Source organism: Mesorhizobium sp. P5_C1 (assembly GCF_054049815.1).
In genome coordinates this window covers 1-2468 of the sequence record NZ_JBFULQ010000690.1, presented here as the reverse complement: position 1 = coordinate 2468, position 2468 = coordinate 1, and the positions used below count along the sequence as shown (strand labels likewise).

The following is a 2468-nucleotide window of genomic DNA, read 5'->3' as shown; positions in this document are numbered from 1 at the left end:
GAAAAAATGCCCGAATCCAGCGCGACCCGGAGGCTTGGCATGACCGCGATTACCCGTCGAACCGCGCTACAACTCGCTCTCTTGTGCCTGGCGCCGCCCGCTGCCATGGCGCAGGAGGAGCCCGATGCGCCGGACTGGCGCAGTCGATTGGTCGACGCCGCGCGTGAGCAGATCGGTGTCACCATCCTCTATGACCCAACCTATATGCGCTTGACCTATCCGGGTGGCGATGTCGCGCCGGAGCGGGGTGTGTGTACCGATGTCGTGGTTCGCGCCTATCGCCGCGCCTTCGAGCTCGATCTCCAAAGGTTGGTGCATGAGGATATGTTGGCTGATTTCGCGGCCTATCCGAAGATTTGGGGCCTGAAAGCGCCCGACCGCAACATCGACCATCGCCGGGTGCAGAACCTTGCCGTCTTTTTTGGACGGCGTGGTGTTTCCATGCCGGTCAGCCAGGATCCCGTCGACTTTCAACCGGGCGACCTCGTTACTCAGATGCTGCCCGGCAACCTGCCGCATATCGCCATCGTCTCATCAAATCGTTCGACGGAAGTGCCGGAAAGGGCGCTGGTCATCCACAATATCGGCCAAGGTGCCCACGAGGACGACACGTTGTTCGCCTTTAATCAGACCGGGCATTTCCGCTTTGCGCCGGCCTGATCAGCCTAGATTGACGACCGCCTGTGCCTTGTGAGCGGCTTCGACCACGGCAAGCGCTGTCATGTTGACGACGCCGCGCGAGGTGACCGACGGCGTCAATATATGCGCCGGCATGTCGGTGCCGAGCAGAATCGGCCCGACATGCAGCGCGTCCATCATGGTCCTGAGCGCGGACAGCGTGATGTTGGCCGAATCGAGGTTGGGGAACACCAGCAGATTGGCTTCGCCCTTCAGCCTGGAATGAGGATAAACGCGCTGGCGCAGATGCTCGGACAAAGCCGTGTCCGCGTGCATCTCGCCGTCGCACTCCAGTTCGGGGGCGATGCGCGCCAGGATCGCCGCCGCTTGCCGCATCTTGAGCGCGCTCGGCGAATCGCGCGAGCCGAAATCCGAATGCGACAGGAGCGCTGCCTTCGGCTCGATGCCGAAGCGCTGGATTTCTTCCGCCGCCAGCACGGTCATCTCGGCGATTTCCTCGGCGGTCGGGTCGACCGAGACATGCGTGTCGGTCAGGAAGATGATGCCGCGCTGCGAGATCAGCATCGAAAGCGTCGACAGGTCGTGATCCTTGATGCCGAGGCGGGGGCCGATGATCAGGGTGACGTTGCGCAGGTGCCGCTCGAAGCGTCCTTCGAGGCCGCAGACCATGGCATCGGCATCGCCACGCTTCAGCGCCAGTGCGGCGATCACCGTGTTGTCGGTACGCACCATCGTGCGGGCGGCTTCCGTCGTCACGCCGCGCCGGCCGGCGAGCTCGATCAAGAGGTCGACATAGTTGCGATAGCGCGGATCGTCCTCCGGATTGATCAGGCCGAAGTCGACACCGGGCTTGATTCGCAGGCCATAGCGTTTCAGGCGCACTTCGATGACGTGCGGGCGGCCGATCAGGATCGGTTCGGCGATGCCTTCCTCGAGCACCACCTGGGCGGCGCGCAGCACGCGCTCGTCCTCGCCATCGGCATAGATGACGCGCTTGGCGGTCGATGCCTTGGCGGACGAGAACACCGGCTTCATCACCAGTCCGGAGCGGAAGACGAAGCGGTTGAGCTTGTCGATATAGGCTGCGAAATCGGTGATCGGCCTTGTCGCGACGCCAGTGTCGCAGGCTGCCTTGGCGACGGCCGGGGCTATGCGCAGGATCAGGCGCGGATCGAAGGGCGAGGGGATCAGGAAGTCTGGCCCGAAGATTGGCGTCTCACCGGAATAGGCGCGGGCCGCGACATCGGACGGTTCCTCGCGGGCTAGCGCCGCAATCGCCCGGACCGCCGCCATCTTCATCTCCTCGTTGATGGCGCTGGCGCCGCAGTCGAGCGCACCGCGAAAAATGTAGGGAAAACACAGGACGTTGTTGACCTGATTGGGAAAATCCGACCTGCCGGTGCAGATCATCGCATCGGGACGGGCGGCGCGCGCCGCCTCCGGCATGATCTCCGGATTGGGGTTGGCCAGCGCCAGGATCAGCGGTTTCGGCGCCATGTGCTGCAGCAGTTCCGGCTTCAGCACACCTGCGGCCGACAGACCGAGGAAGACGTCGGCGCCGGGGATCACGTCAGCCAGCGTGCGCGCGTCGGTGTCCTTCACATAGGGGTCTTTCCAGCGGTCCATCTCGTCGACGCGGCCCTTGTAGGCGACGCCGAAACGGTCAGTGACCCAGATGTTTTCCACCCGTGCGCCAAGCGAGACCAACAGATTGAGGCAGGCAAGGGCGGCCRCACCTGCGCCCGACGTGACGATCTTGATGTCGGAGATGGTCTTGCCGGCAAATTCCAGCCCGTTGAGTACGGCGGCGGCGACGATGATGGCTGTGC

2 protein-coding genes are annotated in these 2468 nt (G+C 63.8%); one reads left to right on the top strand and one right to left on the bottom strand.

All coding sequences use genetic code 11. The annotated features are described in order from the left end of the window. Positions 1–39: 39 nt before the first annotated feature. Positions 40–660 (top strand): DUF1287 domain-containing protein, encoded by a 621-nt coding sequence (locus tag ACXJ7R_RS29980; protein WP_457154982.1) that lies wholly within the window; start codon positions 40–42, stop codon positions 658–660. Here ACXJ7R_RS29980 and ACXJ7R_RS29975 read toward each other — a convergent pair. Continuing rightward, positions 661–2468, bottom strand: a 1808-nt coding sequence (locus ACXJ7R_RS29975; protein ID WP_457154981.1) for a phosphate acyltransferase, incomplete at its 5' end; no start/stop codon positions are given.